The sequence below is a fragment of the Paragemmobacter straminiformis genome (assembly GCF_014243445.1).
In the GTDB taxonomy this organism is placed as follows: domain Bacteria; phylum Pseudomonadota; class Alphaproteobacteria; order Rhodobacterales; family Rhodobacteraceae; genus Paragemmobacter; species Paragemmobacter straminiformis.
Genome location: NZ_JACLQD010000001.1, coordinates 409,684 through 431,347 on the forward strand (window position 1 = coordinate 409,684; position 21,664 = coordinate 431,347).

The 21,664-nt window shown below is 67.8% G+C and carries 23 protein-coding genes; 11 read left to right on the forward strand and 12 right to left on the reverse strand.

The window, feature by feature from the left end; translation table 11 throughout:
• Positions 1-3: 3 nt before the first annotated feature.
• The 3 genes from H7F16_RS01885 to H7F16_RS01895 all read right to left on the reverse strand — a co-directional run bounded on the left by H7F16_RS01885 (position 4) and on the right by H7F16_RS01895 (position 3,718).
• Positions 4-1,386, reverse strand: coding sequence for a sensor histidine kinase (locus H7F16_RS01885; RefSeq protein WP_185796603.1), 1,383 nt, complete (start codon positions 1,384-1,386; stop codon positions 4-6).
• Between the two features lie 161 nt (positions 1,387-1,547).
• A complete protein-coding gene (locus H7F16_RS01890) occupies positions 1,548-2,966 on the reverse strand; it encodes a dihydrolipoyl dehydrogenase family protein (protein ID WP_185795856.1) in 1,419 nt (472 codons plus the stop codon).
• Between the two features lie 2 nt (positions 2,967-2,968).
• Positions 2,969-3,718 (reverse strand): TVP38/TMEM64 family protein, encoded by a 750-nt coding sequence (locus H7F16_RS01895; RefSeq protein ID WP_185795857.1) that lies wholly within the window; start codon positions 3,716-3,718, stop codon positions 2,969-2,971.
• 217 nt (positions 3,719-3,935) lie between these two features.
• On the opposite strand from H7F16_RS01895, the gene rpmH reads away from it, so the two are divergent.
• Genes rpmH through yidD form a run of 3 tightly spaced genes read left to right on the forward strand, consistent with a single transcriptional unit; the run spans position 3,936 to position 4,780 of the window.
• Complete coding sequence (gene rpmH / locus H7F16_RS01900; RefSeq protein ID WP_023666388.1) at positions 3,936-4,070, forward strand: 50S ribosomal protein L34; 135 nt, start codon at positions 3,936-3,938, stop codon at positions 4,068-4,070.
• Positions 4,071-4,112: 42 nt separating this feature from the next.
• Positions 4,113-4,532: a ribonuclease P protein component gene (gene rnpA / locus H7F16_RS01905; protein WP_185795858.1), complete on the forward strand. Its 420-nt coding sequence runs from the start codon at positions 4,113-4,115 to the stop codon at positions 4,530-4,532.
• Positions 4,529-4,780 carry a membrane protein insertion efficiency factor YidD gene (gene yidD / locus H7F16_RS19505; RefSeq protein ID WP_185795859.1) on the forward strand — a complete coding sequence of 84 codons (252 nt, stop codon included), beginning with the start codon at positions 4,529-4,531 and terminating at the stop codon, positions 4,778-4,780. Before rnpA ends, yidD begins: the two co-directional genes overlap by 4 nt.
• A gap of 148 nt (positions 4,781-4,928) precedes the next feature.
• Here the strand turns inward: yidD and H7F16_RS01915 are convergent, their stop codons facing one another.
• Positions 4,929-5,486 carry a DUF3833 family protein gene (locus H7F16_RS01915; protein ID WP_185795860.1) on the reverse strand — a complete coding sequence of 186 codons (558 nt, stop codon included), beginning with the start codon at positions 5,484-5,486 and terminating at the stop codon, positions 4,929-4,931.
• A 107-nt stretch (positions 5,487-5,593) separates the two neighbouring features.
• On the opposite strand from H7F16_RS01915, the gene ttcA reads away from it, so the two are divergent.
• The 4 genes from ttcA to yihA all read left to right on the forward strand — a co-directional run bounded on the left by ttcA (position 5,594) and on the right by yihA (position 9,920).
• Positions 5,594-6,475, forward strand: coding sequence for a tRNA 2-thiocytidine(32) synthetase TtcA (gene ttcA / locus H7F16_RS01920; protein ID WP_185795861.1), 882 nt, complete (start codon positions 5,594-5,596; stop codon positions 6,473-6,475).
• Positions 6,476-6,667: 192 nt separating this feature from the next.
• Entirely contained in the window at positions 6,668-8,512 is a 1,845-nt protein-coding gene (gene yidC / locus H7F16_RS01925; protein WP_185795862.1) for a membrane protein insertase YidC, read from the forward strand.
• Complete coding sequence (locus H7F16_RS01930; protein WP_185795863.1) at positions 8,509-9,258, forward strand: MOSC domain-containing protein; 750 nt, start codon at positions 8,509-8,511, stop codon at positions 9,256-9,258. The genes yidC and H7F16_RS01930 overlap by 4 nt, the downstream gene beginning before the upstream one ends.
• Positions 9,255-9,920, forward strand: coding sequence for a ribosome biogenesis GTP-binding protein YihA/YsxC (gene yihA / locus H7F16_RS01935; RefSeq protein ID WP_185795864.1), 666 nt, complete (start codon positions 9,255-9,257; stop codon positions 9,918-9,920). The genes H7F16_RS01930 and yihA overlap by 4 nt, the downstream gene beginning before the upstream one ends.
• Before the next feature lie 324 nt (positions 9,921-10,244).
• On the opposite strand, the gene lepA is transcribed toward yihA, so the two are convergent.
• A complete protein-coding gene (gene lepA, locus H7F16_RS01940; protein ID WP_185795865.1) occupies positions 10,245-12,044 on the reverse strand; it encodes a translation elongation factor 4 in 1,800 nt (599 codons plus the stop codon).
• A 375-nt stretch (positions 12,045-12,419) separates the two neighbouring features.
• Between lepA and H7F16_RS01945 the strand changes: the two genes are divergently transcribed.
• Complete coding sequence (locus H7F16_RS01945) at positions 12,420-12,734, forward strand: hypothetical protein (protein WP_422121094.1); 315 nt, start codon at positions 12,420-12,422, stop codon at positions 12,732-12,734.
• Positions 12,735-12,832: 98 nt separating this feature from the next.
• Here the strand turns inward: H7F16_RS01945 and H7F16_RS01950 are convergent, their stop codons facing one another.
• The 5 genes from H7F16_RS01950 to H7F16_RS01970 all read right to left on the reverse strand — a co-directional run bounded on the left by H7F16_RS01950 (position 12,833) and on the right by H7F16_RS01970 (position 15,722).
• Positions 12,833-13,333: a copper chaperone PCu(A)C gene (locus H7F16_RS01950; RefSeq protein ID WP_185795866.1), complete on the reverse strand. Its 501-nt coding sequence runs from the start codon at positions 13,331-13,333 to the stop codon at positions 12,833-12,835.
• A gap of 38 nt (positions 13,334-13,371) precedes the next feature.
• Positions 13,372-13,713 (reverse strand): hypothetical protein, encoded by a 342-nt coding sequence (locus H7F16_RS01955; protein WP_185795867.1) that lies wholly within the window; start codon positions 13,711-13,713, stop codon positions 13,372-13,374.
• A 114-nt stretch (positions 13,714-13,827) separates the two neighbouring features.
• Positions 13,828-14,115: a 50S ribosomal protein L28 gene (gene rpmB / locus H7F16_RS01960; protein WP_185795868.1), complete on the reverse strand. Its 288-nt coding sequence runs from the start codon at positions 14,113-14,115 to the stop codon at positions 13,828-13,830.
• A gap of 289 nt (positions 14,116-14,404) precedes the next feature.
• Positions 14,405-15,403 (reverse strand): methylmalonyl Co-A mutase-associated GTPase MeaB, encoded by a 999-nt coding sequence (gene meaB / locus H7F16_RS01965; RefSeq protein WP_185795869.1) that lies wholly within the window; start codon positions 15,401-15,403, stop codon positions 14,405-14,407.
• Between the two features lie 103 nt (positions 15,404-15,506).
• Entirely contained in the window at positions 15,507-15,722 is a 216-nt protein-coding gene (locus H7F16_RS01970) for a DUF1127 domain-containing protein (protein WP_185795870.1), read from the reverse strand.
• 314 nt (positions 15,723-16,036) lie between these two features.
• Between H7F16_RS01970 and hrpB the strand changes: the two genes are divergently transcribed.
• On the forward strand, positions 16,037-18,469 hold the full coding sequence (hrpB, locus tag H7F16_RS01975; protein ID WP_185795871.1) for an ATP-dependent helicase HrpB: 2,433 nt from the start codon (positions 16,037-16,039) through the stop codon (positions 18,467-18,469).
• A 156-nt stretch (positions 18,470-18,625) separates the two neighbouring features.
• A complete protein-coding gene (locus H7F16_RS01980) occupies positions 18,626-19,807 on the forward strand; it encodes an MFS transporter (protein ID WP_185795872.1) in 1,182 nt (393 codons plus the stop codon).
• 42 nt (positions 19,808-19,849) lie between these two features.
• Here the strand turns inward: H7F16_RS01980 and H7F16_RS01985 are convergent, their stop codons facing one another.
• A complete protein-coding gene (locus H7F16_RS01985) occupies positions 19,850-20,401 on the reverse strand; it encodes a cysteine hydrolase family protein (protein ID WP_185795873.1) in 552 nt (183 codons plus the stop codon).
• 1 nt (position 20,402) lies between these two features.
• On the reverse strand, positions 20,403-20,894 hold the full coding sequence (locus tag H7F16_RS01990) for a DUF1993 domain-containing protein (RefSeq protein WP_185795874.1): 492 nt from the start codon (positions 20,892-20,894) through the stop codon (positions 20,403-20,405).
• 179 nt (positions 20,895-21,073) lie between these two features.
• On the opposite strand from H7F16_RS01990, the gene H7F16_RS01995 reads away from it, so the two are divergent.
• Positions 21,074-21,628, forward strand: a complete 555-nt coding sequence (locus H7F16_RS01995; RefSeq protein ID WP_185795875.1) for a hemerythrin domain-containing protein — start codon at positions 21,074-21,076, stop codon at positions 21,626-21,628.
• Positions 21,629-21,664: the final 36 nt, after the last annotated feature.

Below are 21,664 nucleotides of genomic sequence, written 5' to 3' on the forward strand. Positions count from 1 at the left end.
AAATCACGCCTGATCACTCTCTCCGCCCAAGACCCGTTTCGGCAGGTGGATCATGAACTCGGTCCCCTCGGCATCGCTGCGGGCAAGCTCGAGCCGCCCGCCATGCCCGCGCACCAGTTCGGACGCGATGGCAAGCCCCAGCCCCGTGCCCCCCTTGCGCGCCCCGCCCTGAAAGGCGGAAAACAGGTGTTCGCGGGCCTTCGGCGGCAGGCCCGGCCCCGTATCACCGACACGGATCCACCATTCGGATTCGTCCTCGCCCCCCGCGATTTCGATGGTTCCGGGCTGGCCGACGGCCTCGATCGCCTGCCGCGCATTGCGCAGCAGATTGCCCAGCACGCGGTGCAGCTGTTCGCCATCGGCGCGGATCACCAACCCCGCAGGCACGTCGATCACGCATGAGACGAGGCCGGGTTCGGCGCCCAGCCCCTCGCCCCCCAGCCCTTCCCCCTCGACCACCTCTTCGGCCAGCACCCGCAGGGGCAGCCGCTTCAGCTGCGGCGGCGGCTCCTCGGCCTTGCCGAAGGCCAGCGTCGATTCGCACAAGGACACCGCGCGCGAGATCGACCCCACCAGCTTGGGCGCCGCCCGCGCCACCGCCGGATCGGCGCTGATCTCCAGACGGTCGGCGAAAAGCTGCGCCGTGGTCAGGATGTTGCGCAGATCGTGGCTGATCTTGGCCACCGCCCCGCCCAATTGCGCCAGCCGTTCCTTTTGCCGCAAGGCCCCCGTCAGTTGCGTCTGCATCTGCGCCAGCGCCTCTTCCGCCACCCGCAATTCCACCACCCCGGCCGAGGGCGTGATCACCCGCCGCGCATCCTCGGGCGCTTCGGCATAGGCCGACATATGGCGCACCACGCGACGGATCGGGGCCACCAGCAGCCGCTGCACCGCCAGAAACAGCAAAAAGGCCGTCACCGCCGAAATCAATGCCGACAGGAACAGGATGCGCAGCCCGTATTCCGCCATCGCCTTGCGCAGCGGCCCCGTCTCCATCGTGATCTCGATCAGCAAACCCGCGTCCTGCACCGGATTGCCGATCACGCGGATCACACGGTTCTCGCGGTCGACAAGCACCTGTGCCGCATCGCGGATCAGCTCCCAAGGCCCCGCCTGCCGCAGGTCATATGTGGCGCTGATCGGCTGCGGAATCGGCGAGGACAGCGCCAGTTGCCGCACCTCGTCGCGCCGCAGCACCACGTTGAACACCTCGGCATTCTTCAGAAGCTCGGTTTCCAGCGAGGCGCTGACCTTGGCATCGTCCGTCGCCAGCAGCGCGAGCGAGGCGATCTGCGCCTTCTCCAGCCGCAGCAAAAGATAGTCGGCACGGAAACGGGCGACCGAGGGCACGAAGATCAGCACTTCGGCCAGCATGACGAAGGCCATCGTCAGCAGCAGGAACCGCCCCGACAGCGTGTTCAGAAAGCCGCGCCCCCGCAGTTCCACCGATGCCCTACCCCGCCAAAGCCGTGGTCGCACATGCCACCACCCTCATAGGGTGCAGCCTTAGCAAAGAGTTGCACGGAAAGACAGACGTAAGCCCCGCCCTAGGGCAGGCGCTGCACCAGCCCCACAAGGCGCCGCAGCAAGGGGTTGGCGAACAGTTTCGGCGCGAAATAGGCCCCCGCCGCGCGCTTTGCCAGTTCCGCCAGCGTCGGATAGGGCAGCACCACGCCCGCCAGCGCCGAAACCTTCAGCCGCTGCGAAACCGCCAGCGCCAGCGGGGCGATCACCTCGCCCGCCCCGGCACCCACGACCGTCGCGCCGATGACGCGCCCGCGCACCACCAGCAGCTTGGCAAAACCCTCGGTCTGGCCCGCCGTGATCGCGCGGTCATTGCCCGCATAGTCGGCCCGCGCCACCGTCAGGGCAGCGCCATGCGCCTTGCGCGCCTCGGCCTCGGTCGGCCCCACCTGCGCCAGTTCGGGGTCGGCGAATGTCACGCGCGGAATGTGGTCGCCCCGCGCCCTCGCAGGCAGGCCCAGCACCGCCTGCCGGATCACCACGCCCGCCTGATAGGCCGCCAGATGGGTAAACTGCCCCTTCCCCGCCGCGTCTCCGATCGCATAGACCCGCCGGTTGCTGACCGACCGCAACCCCGCCCCGACGGCAACGCCGCCCTTGTCATGCACCACGCCCCCCGCCAGCAGGTCAAGCCGCCCCAGCGCCGCCTGCCGCCCCGCCGCCACCAAGAGATGCGTCCCCGTCAGTGTCCGCCCGTCCGACAGCACCGCCTCGACCCCCGGCGCAACCGCGCGCAGCCGCACGATGCCCGCGCCCTCGACGATCTCGACCCCCTCGGCCCGCAAGCGCCCCGCCACCACCGCCGCCGCCTCGGCATCCTCGCGCCCGAGGCAGCGCCCCGCCTCGATCACCGTCACCGCACAGCCCAGCCGCCGATGCGCCTGCGCCATCTCGATCCCGATCGGCCCGCCCCCCAGCACCAGCAGATGCGCGGGCCGCTCGCGGCTCTGGAACAGCGTCTCGTTCGTCATCATCGGCACCGTGTCGATGCCCGGAATATCCGGCACCACCGCCCGCGACCCCGTGGCGATGACGAAGCGTCGCGCCTGCACCGTCACCTCGCCCACCACGATCTCGCGCGCCGAGGTGAACCGCGCCCAGCCCCGCAGCACCCGGCAGCCCAGCCCCTCGAACCGCTCGGCGCTGTCATGGTGGGCGATCTGCCCGATCACATCGGCCACGCGGTCCTTGACCGCCCCGAAATCGACCGTAGGCTCGACCGCTGCCATGCCATAGGCCGCAGCCCCCCGCATCGCCTGCGCCACATGGGCCGAGGCGATCATCGCCTTCGACGGCACGCAACCCGTGTTCAGACAGTCTCCGCCCATGTGGTCGCCCTCGACCAGCACGACGCGCGCGCCCATCTGCACCGCCCCCGCCGCCACCGACAACCCGCCCGACCCCGCGCCGATCACGCAGATATCCGTCCTGATCCGTTCCATCCCTACCCCTTACCTTGCCGCCGGTTCCGCCATGTCCGAATCACGATGGGCAGGATGCCCAGCACCACCAACCCCGCCACCGGCCCCGCCACCGCCGGGCGCAGAAAGACCGACAGATCCGGCATCCCGCCCACCTCGAACACCTCGCCCAGCCCCGACCCGACCGAGGTCAACACCAGCGCCCCCGGCAAAATCCCCAGAACGGTCGTCACCGCGAATTTCGGGAACGAGATGTTCAGCAGCGCCGGCAACAGGTTCGCCACGAAAAACGGCACGACGGGGGTGACCCGCATCAGGAACAGCACTTCCCATTCATTCGCCGCCAGCGCCGCCCGCACCCGCGCCACGCGCCCGCCCTGCGCCGCGATCCTCGCCTCGAGCCCCGCGCCAAAGCCCGCGCGCACCGCCAGAAACAGCGCCATCGCGCCCAGACTGGCCGCGAACAGGTTGAACAGAACCCCCGGAAACAGCCCGAACAGGAAGCCGCCCGTCAGGGTGGCCATCGTGGCACCGGGCAGGCTGAAGGCGACGATGCCGACATAGGCCAGCACGAACCCCGCCACGCAGGCCGCGTAATGCGCATCGCGAAAGGCCAGCAATCCGGCCCTGTGCCGGGCAAGCGCCTCGAATCCCAGCGCATCGCGGAACCAGATGCCGCCGACCAGCGCCACCGCCAGAAGCACCAGGGCGGGAATCACACGCCAGGGGCGCGGCGCTTGGGCAGGATCGGGCGGCAAAGGCATGCGTGTCATGGCGCTCAGGATGGCCCTTTCCCGCCCATTGCGCCAGATGTGTCACCAAGGCTTGACCATGCCGCGCAGGCCGCAGGCCCGCGATGCGTTTTCTTGCCCGAAATCCGCATCCCTTGCGTTGACTTGGGCCGCGACCGACCGTAAAGGACGGTTCTCGAATAAAGCGGCGCTCGAATCCGTTCGGATTTGCGTTGCGTTGACAATACGGAGAGCCGCAATGAAGCGCACTTACCAACCGTCGAACCTGGTCCGCAAGCGCCGCCACGGGTTCCGCGCCCGCATGGCGACCAAAGGGGGCCGTCTTGTGCTGGCCGCCCGCCGCGCCAAGGGCCGCAAGCGCCTGTCCGCCTGATTTCGCGAACCGGCCCCGCGGGGCCACAATGCGGATGACGTCATGACACCGCCGGAGGAAACGGGCCAAGGCATCAGCGCCGATGCGCCCGGGGTTCCCCCGGCGGTTTCGCTTTGCCCTCTCGAAACACTTCGCAACCGCCCGGATTTCCTGCGCGCCGCCTCGGCGCGGCGTCAGGGCACGGGCGGCTTCCTGCTGCAAGCCCGCGATCGCCACGATGCCAGCGCCGCAGTGCGCGTCGGCTTCACCGCCTCGAAAAAGATCGGCAACGCGGTTTTCCGCAACCGCGCCAAGCGCCGCCTGCGCGAAGTGGCCCGCGCCCTTCTGCCCGCACGGGCCAGACCGGGCTGGGACTATGTCCTCGTCGCCCGCCCGCATGCCACCGTCAGCCGCGATTTCACCGACCTTCTGGCCGATCTGGAAACCGCCCTGCGCTCGGTCCACCGCGAGGGCGGGGCGTGACCCCGCTCGCCCGCGCCCTTGCCCTGCCGGTTCGGGCCTACCGCCTGATCCTGTCGCCCTGGGTGGGTCACGGCTGCCGCTTCCAACCCACCTGCTCGGCCTATGCCCTCGAGGCGCTCGAACGTCACGGCGGGCTGAAAGGCGGCGCCCTCACCCTGCACCGCCTCTGCCGCTGCCACCCTTGGGGCGGTCACGGCTATGATCCGGTCCCCGGATCGGACCCCGCGCACGACCGCGCCAAGGGCTGATCGCCCCCCCCTTCACCTTTGCCCAAATACTCCGGGGTCCGGGGCCGCGCCCCGGCGGGTTCCGCCACGCCCCGGCCCGAAGCGGGGCGGGAATTTTCGCAGAAAATTCGTCCCTCCGAAAATCCGGCCCCGCCCGAATCCGGCCCGTTCAGCGTTTCTCGAAGCTGATCGAGACATCCCCCACATCGACGCCCCAGCGCTTCATATAGGCGCGGTTGAACAGGTGCCGCTCGTCCTGCAACCACATCCAGTCGTCAAAGCCGACCCGCGTCACGCCGGTCTCGCCCCCGGCGCTCGGCACGGGCAGGTCGATGGTGTAGCGCCAGTTGAACCGGTCGCCCTTCTCCTGGCCCTTGGCAACGCCGATCACACCGGGCGCCGTCCCCTCCCAGGCCTGATCCGCCGTCACGGGGCCAACCTTGCGCAGGGTCCAGACGCGCTGCTCCGTCGATCCGTCCTCATAGACGAAATCCTCGACCAGCCGCAGCCGCTCGCCGTCCCAGTCGCCCGCGATCTGCACGGTGAATGACCGCCGCACCGTGCCGAAGACATCCTGAAACTGCCCGCGCGCCACAAGCCGCCCGTCGAAAAACCGCTCAAGCGCGAAATCGCGCTCCGTCATCGCCGCATCGGTAAGCGCGGGTTTGCCCGTGCATCCCGCCAGAACCGCCATTCCCGCCAAAAGTCCCGCCAGCACCAGACGCATCGCATGCACTCCTCTTTCCCCTTATACGCAAAGACCCGCCCGCCGGATTGCCCAAAGCGCCGCGCTCTGGCATATCGGCCCCCTGCCCCCCGCCAGAAAGCCGCGCCATGCTGGACGATTCCGACGACATCTCCGACGACATCCACCCGCTGTTCCACGGCGCGCCCTCCTCGACCGAATTCAAGAAACTGCGCAAACGCATCGTCCGGCAGGTGCGCGAAGCGATCGAGACCTATGGCATGATCCAGCGCGACGCCAAATGGCTGGTGTGCCTGTCGGGCGGCAAGGACAGCTACACCCTGCTTGCCGTGCTGCACGAGCTGAAATGGCGCGGCCTCCTTCCGGTCGAGCTGCTCGCCTGCAACCTCGACCAGGGCCAGCCCGGCTTTCCCGCCACCGTCCTGCCCGAGTTTCTGACCCGCATGGGCGTTCCGCACCGGATCGAATATCAGGACACCTATTCCATCGTCGTCGACAAGGTGCCGCAGGGCCGCACCTATTGCGCGCTCTGCTCGCGGCTGCGGCGCGGCAACCTCTACCGCATCGCGCGGGAAGAGGGCTGCTCGGCGGTCGTCCTCGGCCATCACCGCGACGACATCCTCGAAACCTTCTTCATGAACCTGTTCCACGGCGGCCGGCTGGCCTCGATGCCGCCGAAACTGGTGAACGAGGACGGCGACCTCATGCTCTTCCGCCCCCTCGCCTTTGTGGCCGAAGAGGATTGCGACAGATTCGCCCGCGCCATGAACTACCCGATCATCCCCTGCGACCTCTGCGGCAGTCAGGAAGGGCTGCAACGCGTGCAGGTCAAGAAACTGCTCGACGACTGGGAAAGCCGCAGCCCCGGCCGCCGTCAGGTGATGTTCCGCGCGCTGATGAACGTGCGCCCGTCGCATCTGGCCGACCCGAACCTTTTCGATTTCCTCAACCTCGCCACGGGTGCCGCGCCTGAAGGTCCCGACGACGGCCTGCCGCCGCAATTGCGCTAGGCCGTGGAAAGGGGGGCTGTCCGCCCCCCTTGAACCCCCCGAGGATATTTGGACGAGCATGAAAGGCGCAGGCTCGGGAATAACCCAAGCGTGACCCGCCGGATGCGCGGCAGAAAGCCCAAAGCCCTTGACCTTTGGCCCCCCTTCTGTTGAAGCACCGCAGACCCAATTTCACGAATGGCGGCGGTCCCGATGGACGATCAGAACAAGAACCTTCTCCTTGCAACCGTGCTGAGCTTCCTTGTGATCCTCGGCTGGTTCTTCTTCTTCCCGCCGGCAGATCCGGCGGTGGACCCCAACGCCCCGCTGACGGCCGTGACCGAGGCCGAGGCCCCCGCCCCCGCCGCCACGGGTGCGGCGACAGCCCCGGCCACCACCGAGGTGGCAGAACCCCTGCCCGAAGCGCCCCGTCTGACCGTCGACACCCCGCGTCTGGCCGGTTCGATCTCGTTGCTGGGCGGGCGGATCGACGATCTGTCGCTGAAAACCTATCGCGAAACGCTCGACCCCGCCTCGCCGATGGTGCGGCTTCTGTCGCCCGTGGGTCAGGAACATCCCTATTACGCGGTATTCGGCTGGGGCCCCGGCCAGGGCACCGCGGCCGAAGACCTGCCGAACGCCAAGACCGAATGGAAGATCGCCAAGGGCGGCACCCTTTCGCCCGACCAGCCCGTCACACTGACCTGGGCGAATGGCAAAGGCCTGACCTTCACGCGCGAAATCTCGGTCGATGACCGTTTCATGTTCACCGTCACCGACACGGTCGCGAACACGGGCACGGCCGCCGCCTCGCTGTTCCCCTATGGCATCGTCGCCCGCCACGGCAAACCCGCCGGCCTGCAGGGCTTTTACCTGCTGCACGAAGGCGTCGTGGGCCGCACCGACGGCAAACTGACCGAACAGAAATACAAGGACATCGAAAAGCTTCCCGCCGTCGAACGCGAAGGCGCGCAGGCCGAGGTTCTGGATGCCACGGCCGATGGCTGGATCGGCTTTACCGACAAATACTGGATGACCACGCTGATCCCCGAACAGGGCCAGCCCTTCACCGCCGTCACCAAATTCGTCCCCTCCGCCAGCATCTACCAGACCGAGACGCGCCACCCCGTCCAGACCGTCGAGGCCGGTGCCACCATCACCTCGACCACCCGGCTGTTTGCCGGTGCCAAGGAATGGGAAACGATCAAATCCTATCAGGACGACTCGAACGTCCCGGGCTTCATCGACTCCATCGACTGGGGCTGGTTCTTCTTCTTCACCAAGCCGATCTTCACCGTCCTGCATTTCCTGCACGGCTTCATCGGCAACATGGGTCTTGCGATCATCGCCCTGACCTTCGTGCTGAAACTGCTCGTCCTGCCCCTGGCCTACAAATCCTACGTCTCGATGGCCAAGATGAAAGAGCTGCAACCCGAACTCGAGGCGCTGAAAGAGCGCGTGGGCGAGGACAAGCAGAAACTCCAGCGCGAGATGATGCAGCTTTACAAAGAGAAAAAGGTCAATCCGGCGGCGGGCTGCCTGCCCATCCTGATCCAGATCCCGATCTTCTTCTCGCTCTACAAGGTGATCTTCGTCACCATCGAACTGCGCCACGCGCCGTTCTTCGGCTGGCTCAACGACCTGTCGGCCCCCGATCCGTCGTCGCTTTACAACCTCTTCGGCCTGCTGCCCTGGGCCGCGCCGGCGCATCCCTCGCTGATGGCGACGATCTTCATCGGCGCGCTGCCGATCCTGCTCGGCATCACCATGTGGCTGCAGCAAAAGCTGAACCCCGCGCCCGCCGATCCGGTGCAGCAGCAGATCTTCAGCTACATGCCCTGGATCTTCATGTTCATGCTGGGCGGCTTCGCATCGGGCCTCGTGGTCTACTGGATCACGAACAACCTGATCACCTTTACCCAGCAATACCTGATCATGCGCAGCCACGGCCACAAGCCCGACATCTTCGGCAACATCAAGTCGAGCTTCCGCAAGAAGCCCGCCGCCGCCGTGGCCGCCAACAAGCCGACCGCGCCCAAGGGCAAGGCCAAGAAATGACGGGCGGGCGGCTGACAGACATCTGTCGCCACCCGATCAAGGGACACGGACGCGAAGACCTCGCGTCCGTTCTCCTTTCTGCGGGCGCGTGCCTGCCGTGGGACCGGCACTGGGCCGTGGCGCACGAGGCGGCCAAGCTGGTTCCGGGCTGGAACCCTTGCGTCAACTTCGCCCGCGCGGCCAAGGCCCCGATGCTCATGGCGATCACCTCTCGCCTTGACGAGGCGACAGGCACCGTCACGCTTCACCACCCCGACCGCGGCAGCCTGACCTTCCGCCCCGACGATGCCGCCGACCTGCCCCGCTTCCTTGACTGGGTCGCACCGCTGAACCCCGCGAACCGCGCCCAACCCGCACAGATCGTCACCGCAGGGCGCGGCATGACCGACAGCGACTTCCCCTCGGTCGCCATCCTCAACCGCGCCTCTCTGGCCGATCTCTCGGCCCGCATGGGGCATGACCTCTCCATCCACCGCTGGCGCGGCAACCTCTGGCTCGACGGGGCGCCCGCGTGGAGCGAATGGGACTGGATCGGCCGCAGCATCCGCATCGGCGGCGCCACGCTGACCATCCGCGAACGCATCACCCGCTGCTCGGCCACCACGGTCGAACCCGACACGGGCGTCAGCAACGCCGACACCCTTTCCGCGCTTGAATCCCACTTCGGCCATCAGGATTTCGGCCTTTACGCGACCGTCACCACGGGCGGCACCATCGCCGTCGGTGACGCATGGAGCCTGACATGAGCCTGCAATTCACCCTCGCCCCCGAACCCGAGCACGAGGCGCGGGAAAAAGGGCGCCTGCTCTTTGCCGGCCCCGTGACCTTTGTCAAAGGCGTGGTCGCCATGTCGGGCCTGCCCCCAGCCGACCGGATCGAGGTCTGCTTCGCGGGCCGCTCGAACGTGGGCAAATCCTCGCTCATCAACGCGCTGACGGGGCGCAAGACACTGGCCCGCGCGTCGAACACGCCGGGACGGACGCAAGAGATCAACTATTTCGCGCTGGGTGACGGGCGGGCGCAGCCCGAAAAATACCTCGTCGACCTGCCCGGCTACGGCTATGCCGAGGCTCCGGTGGCCATCGTCGCGAAATGGCAGGCGCTGCTCAAGCAATACCTCTCGGGCCGCCAGACCCTGCGCCGCGCCTTCGTGCTGGTCGACACGCGCCACGGCGTGAAATCGGTCGATGACGAGATCATGCAGCTTCTTGACCGTTCTGCCGTGGCCTTTCAGGTCGTGCTGACCAAGGCCGACAAGGTGAGCATGGCCGAACGCCTCGCCACCATCGAACAGGTCAAGGGCGCGCTGGCCAAGCACCCCGCCGCCTACCCCGAGCTTGTGGTGACAAGTTCGGAAAAAGGCGACGGGATCGAGACGCTACGTGCGATCGTGGCGGGCTTGGAGTGAGGGCGTAGGGTGCGCACTCGCTGCGCACCACGTCCCGTCGCCCAAAGGTGCGCAGCAAGTGCGCACCCTACGGCTGGCTGATTGCGGCCGTAAGCCATTTCGGCATGGCGCGTGAACGCCGCGCTATTCTGGCCGCGCGGGAAAAGTTGGCGGGCCGACCAGAGGCCACCGGAACACTGGTTTCCGGCACGGCTCGCCCGGCCAAAGCGATGGCTGGAACCATGCTAGCCCAGACCCCAAAACGCGGCTCATCCCGTTACGGTCAAGTCGCGGCCAAACACTATGCAAAACGGGTCGCCGTAGACGAGTCGTGACCCTTTCGGGTCACGAATCCATCTTCAACGCCGAGATGAACGCCTCTTGCGGGATCTCCACCTTGCCGAACTGGCGCATGCGCTTCTTGCCGGCCTTCTGCTTGTCCAAGAGCTTGCGTTTGCGCGTGGCGTCGCCGCCGTAGCACTTGGCCGTCACGTCCTTGCGCATGGCGCTCAGCGTCTCGCGGGCGATCACGCGGCCGCCGATGGCCGCCTGGATCGGAATCTTGAACATGTGGCGCGGGATCAGCTCTTTCAGCTTTTCCACCATCGCCCGCCCCCGCGTCTCGGCGCGGTCGCGGTGGACCATCATCGACAGCGCGTCGACCGGCTCCTCGTTCACAAGGATCGACATCTTCACAAGGAAATCCTCGCGGTATTCGCTGATCTGGTAGTCGAAGCTGGCGTAACCCTTGCTGACCGATTTCAGGCGGTCGTAAAAGTCGAACACCACCTCGGCCAGCGGCAGGTCATAGACCACCATCGCGCGGTTGCCCGCATAGCTCAGATCAAGCTGGATGCCGCGACGGTCCTGACACAGCTTCAGGATATCGCCAAGGTATTCGTCCGGCACCATGATGGTGGCCTTGATGCGCGGCTCGGTGATGTGGTCGATATAGGTCAGATCGGGCATGTCGGCGGGGTTGTGCAGGTCGCGCACCTCGCCATCCTTCATATGCAGCTTGAACACGACCGAAGGCGCGGTGGTGATCAGGTCGAGGTCATATTCCCGCTCCAGACGGTCGCGGATCACCTCGAGGTGCAGAAGACCAAGGAACCCGCAGCGGAAACCGAAGCCAAGCGCGGCGCTGGTCTCCATTTCCGAACTGAACGAGGCGTCGTTCAGCGACAGCTTCTCGATGGCATCGCGCAGCGGCTCGAAATCCGCCGCATCGACGGGGAACAGGCCGCAGAACACCACGGGCTGCGCGGGCTTGAACCCCGGCAGCGGTTCCTCGCAGCCCTTGCGCTCATGCGTGATCGTGTCGCCGACCCGCGTGTCGCGCACCTGCTTGATCGAGGCGGTGAAAATCCCGATCTCGCCCGGCCCAAGCTCGGCGATATCGACCATCTGCGGCTTCAGCACGGCCAGCTTGTCGATGCCGTAGACGGCATTGGTCTGCATCATGCGCACGCGGTCGCCCTTGCGGACCACCCCGTCCATCACGCGGATCATCACGACCACGCCCAGATAGGCGTCATACCAGCTGTCCACCAGCATCGCCTTGAGCGGCGCGTCGGCGTCGCCCTTGGGCGCAGGCAACCGCGTGACGATGGCCTCCAGCACATCGGGAATGCCAAGACCCGACTTTGCCGAAATGGCGATGGCGTCCGACGCGTCCAGCCCGATCACGTCTTCGATGTTCTGCTTCACCCGCTCCGGCTCGGCCGCCGGCAGGTCGATCTTGTTCAGCACCGGCACGATCTCGTGCCCCGCGTCCAGCGCCTGGTAGACGTTGGCCAGCGTCTGCGCCTCGACACCCTGCGACGCATCGACAACCAGAAGCGAGCCTTCCACCGCGCGCATCGACCGGCTCACCTCATAGGCAAAGTCGACGTGGCCGGGGGTGTCGATCAGGTTCAGGATATAGGTCTTGCCATCCTTGGCCGGATATTCGATCCGCACCGTGTTGGCCTTGATCGTGATACCCCGCTCGCGCTCGATATCCATGCTGTCCAGCATCTGCGCCTTCATGTCGCGCGCGGCGACCGTGCCCGTCATCTGGATCAGACGGTCGGCAAGTGTGGATTTCCCGTGGTCGATATGGGCCACGATCGCGAAATTGCGGATGAGATCAAGCTGGGTCATGGCGCGGCATATAGCCTGTAACCCAAGGGTCGGGAAGGGGTAGCAATGCGCCCGCGCCGCGCTGGTGCCCGAAATCCCTGCCAGCGGCAGGCAAAGCCCGCGCCTTGCCCTTCACGCTTGCCCAAATACTCTCGGGGGGCGGCGCGGCCCGCCGCGCCCGGGGGGCAGACAGCCCCCCGCCACTCCCGATCCGGCACGAAACGGGGGCACATCTGGTAGCCCGCCCCGCCGCGACCACCAAGACCTGCGCCACCTGCGCGGATTGTCGCGCAAAGCACGGGGGTCATTGAAAAAACCACTTCGAATCAGCATAATCGGCGCACAAAAATGACCGTGGGCGGCCGATCACCCCGCATCCGGCAAGAGGCAGAACAGATGACCAGACATACCCTCTGCGCGGCGCTTGCCGTGCTGGCACTTCCTTTCATGGCCGCCGCCGCGGCCGCCGGCCCGATCGAGCGCGCCTGCCTGTCGTCGGGGCGCGATGCGGCGAACCGCTCGGTCTGCTCCTGCATCCAGCAAGTCGCCGACATGACGCTGCGCGGCGCCGACCAGCGCAAGGCGGCGGTGTTCTTCCGCAACCCCGACAAGGCGCAAGACACCTTCATGTCGAAGCGCGACGCCGACGATGCCTTCTGGGAACGCTACAAGAACTTCGGCGACACCGCCGAGGCCTATTGCGCAGGCTAGCAAACCGCCACGAAGCCCGCAGATGAAAACGGCGCCCCGCAGGGCGCCGTTTCGCATTCCGCAAGATCGCGCGGTGCGTCAGGCGGCACGGAGGGCGGTCAGTCCGACGCGCCCTTCTTGGTCATATGGCCGGAATGCTCGGTCATATCCATCTCGCCCGCCTTGCGACCGTTGTCGACGACGACCGGAAGCGTCAACTCGGCACCATCGGCGAATTCAAGCACCAGATCGAACTGGTCGCCATCCGCCAGCGCCCGTTTCAGGCCCATCAGCATGACATGGTCGCCCCCACGGGCGAATTCATGCATCTCGCCCGAAGGCAGGGCAACACCGCCTTCGATCTTGCCCATGACCATCACGCCATCGGCGCCTTCGGTATGGCTGTGCAGCTCGGCCTTGTCGGCAATGTCGGTATGGGCCCCGACAATGGTGCGATCCACATCCGTGTTGTTGTGGATCATGAAGAAAACCGCGCCCGAGCCATTGCCGATACGGGCATAGGCATCATGGACATGCATCTCTTCGGGGTGGGTTTGCGCCGTCGCCGCAAGGGGAAGAACCGCCAGTGCGGCGGCGGCGATCAGGGAACGGAAGCTCATGTCTTTGGTCCTTTGTGGAATGTTTCGCGGTGACGGGATCACAGCGAAACAGGCGGACCACGCGCCGAGGGCACCGGCGCCCCCGCCCCCGCATCCGGCAGGGGCATGGCGCAGACCTGCGGCTCCGACCGCGTGACGGGCCGCTGAACCTGCGGTGCCACTCCGGCCACGATGCCGGCGCTTGCCGCGGTGCAGACGGGGCAATGATGCGGCCGGGAAATCGGCGCGCCCGTGGCGTCAAGCGTGATCTCGGCCGTGCCGGACCCCGCGCAAACGACCAGTTCGGTCGCCCCCGCCATCTGCGACCGCGCAACGGCCGCCGTGACCGACGTCAGCGACAGAAGGACGGCAAGGAAAAGGGAAACGAAGGCCCGCAGCATGATGCATCCGGCCTAGCGGATCGGAACCGAAAGCGAAAGAGGACAGATGCGCGCAAGCGAAAGGCCCCGCCACGGATGCACCGGACGGGGCCAGATTTCATGCCACAAGGCAGATCAGGCGGTGGCCTGAACCTTGGCAATCTCTTTCTTGATCGCACGGGCGCGGTCCGACAGCTCGTCGTCCTTCGCCTTGGCGAGGAACGCATCCAGCCCGCCACGGTGATCGACCGTCCGCAGACCGGCGGCCGAAACGCGCAGCTTGAACGACTGGCCAAGCGCATCCGAGATGAGCGTGACATCGTTCAGGTTCGGCAAGAAGCGCCGACGCGATTTGTTGTTGGCGTGGCTGACCGTGTTACCGGACATCGGGCCCTTGCCCGTCAGTTCGCAGACGCGCGACATCGTCGTGATCCTTCGTGTGTAAACGGGACAGCCCCCCGAGTCTCCCCGAGGCGTCCGAATTCGATTGGGGGCTAGTAAGGCGAAAGCCGGGGGACGTCAAGCGATCAAGCCGCAGGGCCGGCAGGCAGTGCGGGATTTTTCGCAGAAAAATCGTGGCCCCGACAGCGATTTTTCTGCGAAAAATCCCGACAGCCCCCCGATGGCCCGCTTTGCACCGCGCGGGCACGGGGGGCCGCCCCCCCAGCGGCTTGCAGCGATTCCCCCCGCGATGTTTCGCGCCGCAAAACGCCTAAGCCAGACTTGCCAGCATTTCGGCCGCAGCAGCTTCGGGCGTCAGGCTGCCCGCGACGACCATTGCCCCAAGGGCGTCAAGCCTGTCCCGGGCCGAACCGTGGTGCAGCGCGGCAAGCAGCCCCTGACGCACCTCCTCCTCGAACCAGTGGCGCGCCTGTCCGGCGCGGCGACTGTCCCAATGCCCCGTCTCGCGCCGCCATGCGGCAAGGCTTTGCATCTCGGCCCAGGCGGCCCCGAGACCCGCGCCCGTCGTGGCCGAGACGCACAGCGCCTTGGGAAAGCCCTGCGGGTCTTGCGGGCGGCGGCGCAGCAATTGCAGCGCCCCCGCGTAATCGGCCATCGTACGCCGCGCGGCGGGTTCCAGCCCGCCATCGGCCTTGTTCACAAGGATGATGTCGGCCATCTCCATGATCCCGCGCTTGACGCCCTGCAACTCGTCCCCCCCCGCAGGGGCCAGAAGCAGGATGAACAGATCGCACAATTCCGCCACCACGGTTTCCGACTGCCCGACCCCGACGGTCTCGATCAGCACCACGTCGAATCCCGCCGCCTCGCACAGCGCCACGGCCTCGCGGGTGCGCCGCGCCACGCCGCCCATCTGCGCCTGGCTGGGCGAGGGGCGGATGAACGCGCGCGGATCGCGGCTGAGTTGCTCCATCCGTGTCTTGTCGCCAAGGATCGACCCGCCCGACCGCGCCGAGGACGGATCGACCGCCAGAACCGCCACGCGCAGGCCCTGCGCCGTCAGCATCAGCCCGAAACTTTCGATGAAGGTGGATTTGCCGACCCCCGGCGTGCCCGAAAGCCCGATCCGCAGCGCCTGCCGCCCCGCCGCGTCGCTGCCCGGCCCGCGCAGGCGGCCCAAAAGCGCAAGCGCCGCCTGCCGGTGATCGGCCCGCCCGCTTTCGACCAGCGTGATCGCCCGTGCAAGCGCCCTGCGGTCGCCTGCGGCAACCCCTGCGGCCAGATCGGCGCCTTCCGTCCTGTCGGCCATTCCCCCTCCAAGCGGGCGGCCCTGTGCGGCCCCCGAAGGACCGCGCGCCCGTTCACAGGGTTGTGCCACCGCGCCGCGACATATTCCAGTGGGCGCGTCTGCGTCAGACCAGACGCGTCTTGCCGTCCTCGTCGCGTTGCAGGCCGATATCCGACAGCAGATGCGGCGACAGCCCGTCAAGCCGTTCCACGGCCATATGCAGATGCCGCGCCTCGTCGCGGTCCTGCCTCCAGCGGGCAAGCTGGGCCAAGGACGGCAGCCGCAGCTGCGGCATGGAGACTTCGAGGCCGAATTTGCCCTGAACACCGATGAACGCCATGACACCCTCCCTGCTTGCAGCCCGCGACGGGGCCGATGCCTGACCTTGCGTCACCGCCCCGGATCGCGCTGTTCCTTGGGGCACAGGGCCGTAAAGGTTTCTTACCCGGGCAGGCATCTCGCAGGCGTGCCAAGGGCGGGCGTGCCACAGGCGGGCTTGCAAGGGGCAGGCGTGTAACGGGCGGACATGTCAGGCGCGGGCACATCAAGTGCAGGCGTCACGCGGGCAGGCGCGCCAAGGGCGGGCGTGACACGGGCGGGCGTTTTGGCTGCGGCCACGGTTCCCTCTGCCCGCAAGCGCGGCGATAAGGGGGCATGCGCGACTCAGGCCCTCTGCCCATCGACGAAGCCCTTCCCGACCTGCGCGCCGCCCTCGGGCAGCGCGGCATGGCGGTGCTTCAGGCGCCCCCCGGCGCGGGCAAGACCACGCGCGTTCCGCTCGACCTTCTGGCCTCGGGTCTGGTGCAGGGCCGCATCCTGATGCTCGAGCCCCGCCGCCTCGCCGCCCGCGCCAGCGCCGAGCGCATGGCCGAGACCTTGGGCGAAGCCATCGGCCAGACCGTCGGCTACCGCATCAGGGGCGAATCCAAAGTCACCGCCGCCACGCGGATCGAGGTGGTGACCGAAGGCATCCTCACCCGCATGCTGCAATCCGACCCCGAACTTTCCGGCATCGGCGCGGTGATCTTCGACGAATTCCACGAACGCTCGCTCAACGCCGACCTCGGCCTTGCGCTCTGCCTCGAGGTGCGCTCCGCCCTGCGCCCCGACCTTGCGCTTCTGGTGATGTCGGCGACACTCGACGCCGACCCCGTGGCGCGGCTGATGGGCGATGCCCCCACCGTAACCTCGGCGGGCCGCGCCTATCCGGTCGAAACCCGCTGGCTGCCCCGCCCCGTCGATGCCTCGATGCGCTTCGAGGGGGCGGTGACCGGCCTGATCTTGCAAGCACTGGCGGAAACGACCGAAGGCGGCCTCCTCGTCTTTCTGCCGGGCGAGGGCGAAATCCGCCGCGTCGATGCCGCACTGGCAGGGCGCTTGCCGCAAGGCGTGGTGACGCGGCAACTTTTCGGCGCGATGGATTTCGCCGCCCAGCGCGCGGCACTCGCCCCCGTTGCGGGGCGCAAGATCGTGCTTGCCACCTCGATTGCCGAAACCTCGCTCACCCTGCCCGATATCCGCGTGGTGGTCGATGCAGGCCGCGCCCGCCGCGCCCGTTTCGACGCCGCCTCCGGCATGTCGCGCCTTGTCACCGAACGCGTGACACGGGCCGAGGCCGAACAGCGCCGCGGCCGTGCCGGACGGGTGGCCACGGGCACCTGCTACCGCATGTGGACCAAGGGCGAGGAAGGCGGCCTCGCCCCGCATCCCCCGGCCGAGATCGAAGCCGCCGACCTGACCGCGCTCGCCCTCGAACTGGCGCTGTGGGGCAGCGCCGACCTGCCCTTCCTGACCCCGCCGCATCCCGGCGTGCTGGCCGAGGCGCGGGCGCTGCTGACGGGCCTTGGCGCGCTTGACGAAGCGGGGCGCATCACCGCCCACGGGCGCCAGCTTGCCGCCCTGCCGCTGCATCCGCGTCTGGCCCATATGCTCGCCGTGGCCGGCCCCGCCGCCGCCCCGCTTGCCGCCCTTCTGGCCGAACGCGACCCGTTGCGCGGTGCGCCCCCCGACCTGATGCTGCGCCTGAAAGCCATCGACCGCCCCCCGCCCGAAGCGCATCGCCCCACCATCGAGCGCATCCGCGACGAAGCCCGCAGGCTGGCCAAAGCCGCCGGTCCCGCACGGGCCGACCTGTCGGCGGGGCAGATGGCCGCCCTCGCCTATCCCGACCGTATCGGGCTGCGCCGCAAGGGCGATGCCCCGCGCTGGGTGCTTTCGGGCGGCAAGGGGGCGGCGATGGCCGCAGGCACGCCCCTTGCTGCCGCGCGCCTGATCGTCGCGACCGACCTCGATGGCGACCAGCGCGAGGCGACGGTCCGGCAGGCCGTAGCGATCACCGAAGCCGAACTGCGCGCCCTTTTCTCCGACCGCATCCACTGGCACGACCTGTGCGAATGGTCCCGCCGCGAGGGGCGGGTTCTCGCCCGCCGGCAAGAGCGTTTCGGCGCCCTCGTTCTCGACGACCGCCCCTGGCCCGATGCCCCGCCCGAGGCGACAGCCCGCGCCGCCCTCGACGGCCTTCGCCAGATCGGCCTGCCCTTCACCCCTGCCGCCCGCCGCCTGCGCGCGCGCATCGAACTCGCCCGCGGCGGCGGGGCCGACTGGCCCGATTGCCGCGACGAGGCGCTGTTTGCCAGCCTCGAGGACTGGCTCCTCCCCCATCTCAAGGCCCCCAGAACCGAAGCCGACCTGCGCGCGCTCGACCTGACCGAACCCCTCCGCGCCCGCCTGACATGGGAGCAAACCCAAACCCTCGACCAGCTCGCCCCCTCGCATTTCGAAACCCCGCTCGGCCGCCGCGTGCCGATCGACTACGACGGCGACGCCCCCGCGATCGAGGTGCGCTTGCAGGAAATGTTCGGGCTGGCCCGCCACCCCACCGTCGGCGCGAACCGGCTGCCGCTGCGCATCACGCTCCTGTCTCCCGGCCAGCGGCCTGTGCAAGTGACGATGGACCTGCCCGGCTTCTGGGCGAACTCCTACGCCGACGTGCGCAAGGACATGCGCGGCCAATACCCGCGCCACCCCTGGCCCGAAGACCCCACCCGGGCCGAGCCGACCCTCCGCGCCAAGCCGCGCGGGACCTAGGGCACAGGCGGCGCGCGCCCATCCCCTCCCGCGCCCGCTCCCGCGCCAAACCAACCGAAACGCGCTGAAACATCCTGTCAGCGCCGCCCCCCTTTTCCGGAACCGTTTTCAGCCTTAGACACAGCCCGTTCGCAAAAGACGACAAGGGGCAGGCAGATGACCGACGACATCACCAAAGCACGGCGTGGCCGTTGGGCCGTGGCGGCGATGTTCCTTGCCAACGGCTTCACGATGGGCGCTTGGGCCCCGCAGATCCCGCTTCTGCTGCCGCGCCATGACATCAGCGAATTCACCCTCGGCCTCCTGATCCTCGTCCTTGGCCTCGGGGCGGTCGGCTCGATGCTGTTCTCGGGCCGCCTCATCGCCCGCTACGGCAACCGCGCCGTCCTGCGCGGCTTCGCCCTCGCGGTCGTCCCCGTCCTGCCCGCCGTGGTCTTTGCGCCCGATATCCCGATCCTCGCGCTGATGATGGCCGCCCTCGGCGCGCTCATCGGCTGCATGGATGTGTCGATGAACGCCAATGCCGTCGATGTCGAACGCCGTCTGGGCCGGGCGATCATGTCCTCCTCCCACGGGTTCTGGAGCCTTGGCGGCTTCTTCGGCGGCGCCTTGGGCAGCTGGATCATCAAGCATTGGGGGGCCGAGGCGCAGGCGCTCTGGGCCGCAAGCGTGGCGGCGGTTCTGGTCCTCGGGGCCATGCCCTTCCTGCTGGGCGAAACGGCGGCGCAAAAGGCCGCGACCGCCGGGCACCCCAAAAGCGGGCTTCTGCCGCGCGATCCCGCGATCTGGCTGCTTGGCCTGCTCGCGCTCTTCTCGATGGTGCCCGAAGGCGCGGTCCTCGACTGGGCGGCACTTTACCTGTCCGAGGAACTCGGCGCCGACCTCTCCCGCTCGGGCCTCGCCTTCGCCTTCTTCTCGGGGGCGATGGCGGTGATGCGCTTTGCCGGCGACGGGGTGCGCAACCGCTTCGGCGCGGTGCAGACGCTGCGCGTCTCGGCCCTGATCGCGGCGGCGGGCATGCTCGGCGGCGCGCTGGCCCCGACCGATGTGATCGCCATCGCCAGCTTCACCCTCGCGGGCCTTGGCGTGGCCAATATGGTGCCGATCATGTTTTCGGCCGCCGGAAACCACCCCGGCCTGTCGCCGGGCGCAGGGATCGCTGCGGTCACGATGATGGGCTACGCCGGCATCCTCGTCGCGCCCTCGACCATCGGTTTCGTTGCGGAACATGTCGGCTTCCGCTTCACCTACGGAACGCTTGCGATCCTTCTCGTGATCGTCGCGGCCCTTGCCGGACGGACGGCGGCGGCAGACGGGGCCAGACCGGTTCCGGCCTGACGCCCCCCCGAAAAACACGCTGACGCGGCACCCCCTGCCGCGTCACGCCGCAAGAACGCCTTCCACCTGATCGGCTGTCACCAGCCGCGCGAAATCCGCACCCAGCAGCGACAGCGTCACCCGCAGCACCACATCGGCCCCAAGCCGCCCGCCATCATGCGCGGGCAGATCGAAGGCCAGCAAGGCATCCCCCGGCAAAACCACCTCGAACCCGAGGTCCGACGCCGCCCGCACCGTCGAGGTCACGCAAAAGGCCGCAACCGCCCCGATCACCACGATCCGCCCGACCCCCGCCCCGCGCAACAGCGCCTCGAGCCCCGTTCCCGCAAAGGCCGACGACCGCGACTTCCACAACACCGCCTCGCCCGCCAATGGCAGCGCGCAAGGCATCGCGGCCCCCGCCGGAAGGCCGCGCCGGAACGGCGTGCCCTCCTCGTCATGATGCACATGCACCACGGGCCAGCCCTTGGCGCGGAACAGCGCCAGCAGCGCCGCCACATGCGCCTCGACTTGCGGATTGGCCTGCTCCCGCCCTGCGGCGATGCGCTCGGCCATACCCATCTGCATGTCGATGCAGACCAGCGCGGTCGCCATCTCAGGCCCCCATGTAATCGCCCTTGCCCACCTCGACCCCGTTGTGGCGCAAGATGTTATAGGCGGTGGCAATGTGGAAGTAGAACTGCGGCAAGGAGTAGAAGTTCAGAAAGGTCTCGCCCGTCATCACCATGTCGTTGCCCCGCACCTTGATGGTGATGTTGCGCGTCTCGGCCCCCGCATAAAGCGATGCGTCGAACGACGCGATATACCCCCGCGCCGCCGCGATCCGGCCCTGCAATTCGGCGAAACTGGTTTCGGTGTCGGGAAAGCTCTTCGGCTCCTCGCCCGCAAGGCGGGCCGCCGCACGGGCCGCGAAATCGCAGGACAGCTGCACCTGCTTGACGAAAGGGAACATGTCCGGAAACAGCCGGAAGGTCAGCATCGCCTCGGGCTTGATGTTCTTGGCGACGCAATGCGCCTCGGCCTTGGTCAGGATGCCCGACAGCGCCCCGAGGAAACGGTCGTATACGGCGATGGAACGGTGATGCATGGCGTCTGGCCCCTTGTATTGCGGAAGGATCGATCACGGATCGACGGATCCCGGACCGACAGGTCCCGGATCGGGGGCCACCGTCCTCCCGCCCCCTGCCGCTGTCAATGCCCCGTTTGCCCGCCACGGCAGCCGCGCCGCCCCGTTGCGCCTTGCCACCGCATCCTGCACGATGGCGCATGACCGATGATCCCCTCGCCCTCGCCATCCGCACGGGCCTTCCGCCCGAACTCCTCGACCTGCTCCACGCGCATCCCCGCGCGGGCTGGCCGGACCATCCGCAGTTCCACGGCCTCGTCTCCTTCTGGCTTGACCGGCACATGGGCTTTCGCCACCTCATGGCCCGCATCCGCACCGAGACGCAAAGCCTGATCGACGGCACCGCCGACCCCGACAGCTTCCCGCAGCGCCTCGTCCCGCTCGGCCGCCGTCTCGTCGACGAATTGATCGGCCACCACCGGATCGAGGATGACGCCTATTTCCCCGAACTCGCCGCCCTCGAACCCCGCCTCGCGCATGGCTTCGAGATTCTCGACACCGACCACCACGCGCTCGATGCCCTGCTCGACAGTTTCGTGACCGATGCCAACACCCTGCTGCAAAGCCCCGACAGGCGCGCGCAGGCAGGACGCTTCCACGACAGCCTCTCGCCCTTCACCGCCCAGCTCGAACGGCATCTGGCCGACGAGGAAGACCTGATCCTGCCCGTCATCCTGAAACACCGCTTCGGCTGACCGCGCAAAAGCCGCACCTTCGCCGCCGCCCGCCGC

What these genes read in the sequence shown, in the direction of transcription:
- H7F16_RS01885 (WP_185796603.1), bottom strand. Translation starts at nt 1,386, where the DNA reads ATGGCCTTCGTCATGCTGGCCGAAGTGCTGATCTTCGTGCCCTCGGTC.
- H7F16_RS01890 (WP_185795856.1), bottom strand. Translation starts at nt 2,966, where the DNA reads ATGGAACGGATCAGGACGGATATCTGCGTGATCGGCGCGGGGTCGGGC.
- H7F16_RS01895 (WP_185795857.1), bottom strand. Translation starts at nt 3,718, where the DNA reads ATGACACGCATGCCTTTGCCGCCCGATCCTGCCCAAGCGCCGCGCCCC.
- rpmH (WP_023666388.1), top strand. Translation starts at nt 3,936, where the DNA reads ATGAAGCGCACTTACCAACCGTCGAACCTGGTCCGCAAGCGCCGCCAC.
- rnpA (WP_185795858.1), top strand. Translation starts at nt 4,113, where the DNA reads ATGACACCGCCGGAGGAAACGGGCCAAGGCATCAGCGCCGATGCGCCC.
- H7F16_RS01915 (WP_185795860.1), bottom strand. Translation starts at nt 5,486, where the DNA reads ATGCGTCTGGTGCTGGCGGGACTTTTGGCGGGAATGGCGGTTCTGGCG.
- ttcA (WP_185795861.1), top strand. Translation starts at nt 5,594, where the DNA reads ATGCTGGACGATTCCGACGACATCTCCGACGACATCCACCCGCTGTTC.
- yidC (WP_185795862.1), top strand. Translation starts at nt 6,668, where the DNA reads ATGGACGATCAGAACAAGAACCTTCTCCTTGCAACCGTGCTGAGCTTC.
- H7F16_RS01930 (WP_185795863.1), top strand. Translation starts at nt 8,509, where the DNA reads ATGACGGGCGGGCGGCTGACAGACATCTGTCGCCACCCGATCAAGGGA.
- yihA (WP_185795864.1), top strand. Translation starts at nt 9,255, where the DNA reads ATGAGCCTGCAATTCACCCTCGCCCCCGAACCCGAGCACGAGGCGCGG.
- lepA (WP_185795865.1), bottom strand. Translation starts at nt 12,044, where the DNA reads ATGACCCAGCTTGATCTCATCCGCAATTTCGCGATCGTGGCCCATATC.
- H7F16_RS01945 (WP_422121094.1), top strand. Translation starts at nt 12,420, where the DNA reads ATGACCAGACATACCCTCTGCGCGGCGCTTGCCGTGCTGGCACTTCCT.
- H7F16_RS01950 (WP_185795866.1), bottom strand. Translation starts at nt 13,333, where the DNA reads ATGAGCTTCCGTTCCCTGATCGCCGCCGCCGCACTGGCGGTTCTTCCC.
- H7F16_RS01955 (WP_185795867.1), bottom strand. Translation starts at nt 13,713, where the DNA reads ATGCTGCGGGCCTTCGTTTCCCTTTTCCTTGCCGTCCTTCTGTCGCTG.
- rpmB (WP_185795868.1), bottom strand. Translation starts at nt 14,115, where the DNA reads ATGTCGCGCGTCTGCGAACTGACGGGCAAGGGCCCGATGTCCGGTAAC.
- meaB (WP_185795869.1), bottom strand. Translation starts at nt 15,403, where the DNA reads ATGGCCGACAGGACGGAAGGCGCCGATCTGGCCGCAGGGGTTGCCGCA.
- H7F16_RS01970 (WP_185795870.1), bottom strand. Translation starts at nt 15,722, where the DNA reads ATGGCGTTCATCGGTGTTCAGGGCAAATTCGGCCTCGAAGTCTCCATG.
- hrpB (WP_185795871.1), top strand. Translation starts at nt 16,037, where the DNA reads ATGCGCGACTCAGGCCCTCTGCCCATCGACGAAGCCCTTCCCGACCTG.
- H7F16_RS01980 (WP_185795872.1), top strand. Translation starts at nt 18,626, where the DNA reads ATGACCGACGACATCACCAAAGCACGGCGTGGCCGTTGGGCCGTGGCG.
- H7F16_RS01985 (WP_185795873.1), bottom strand. Translation starts at nt 20,401, where the DNA reads ATGGCGACCGCGCTGGTCTGCATCGACATGCAGATGGGTATGGCCGAG.
- H7F16_RS01990 (WP_185795874.1), bottom strand. Translation starts at nt 20,894, where the DNA reads ATGCATCACCGTTCCATCGCCGTATACGACCGTTTCCTCGGGGCGCTG.
- H7F16_RS01995 (WP_185795875.1), top strand. Translation starts at nt 21,074, where the DNA reads ATGACCGATGATCCCCTCGCCCTCGCCATCCGCACGGGCCTTCCGCCC.